The organism is Burkholderia sp. PU8-34 (assembly GCF_053427725.1).
On sequence record NZ_JBSAXC010000080.1, the window covers coordinates 1 to 423 of the forward strand.

Genomic DNA, 423 nt, shown 5'->3' on the forward strand with positions numbered 1-423 from the left:
ACCGATCGTGCCCGCGCCTGCTTTGCCGGACTCATTGGTGTTCGTGATCGAGGCGCCACCGTCAATCGTTGTCGCGCCAGTTCCGATGTTCGCTATGCGGCCATCGCTGTTGTCGACGCGTGATCCGGACAATTCGAGTGTCGTCATTGCGCCATTGGCTTCGATTTGGCCTGCGCGGTTGTTCACGGCACCAAGCGCCGAGACTGTCAGGTTGCCGTTCGACTGAATGAGACCCGCCGCATTTGCAAGCTGACCGTTCGACCGCACGGACAGCGATTTCGCAGCCAGTAGAGAACCGTTTGAATTGTCGACACTGCCCGCCGCCACGGAGACATCGCCGTTGCCACCGATCGTGCCGCTTGCCGTGTTGGTCAACGCGTCCGTCGTCGTGACCGACAATGCGTCCTTGCCGAGTGCTTTAAT

The 423-nt window shown here is 60.0% G+C and carries 1 protein-coding gene; it reads right to left on the minus strand.

Annotated features, from left to right (window positions below):
* Window positions 1–423 (minus strand): hypothetical protein (locus tag ACV22Z_RS35795; RefSeq protein WP_448080951.1); only part of this gene is annotated, 423 nt, incomplete at both ends.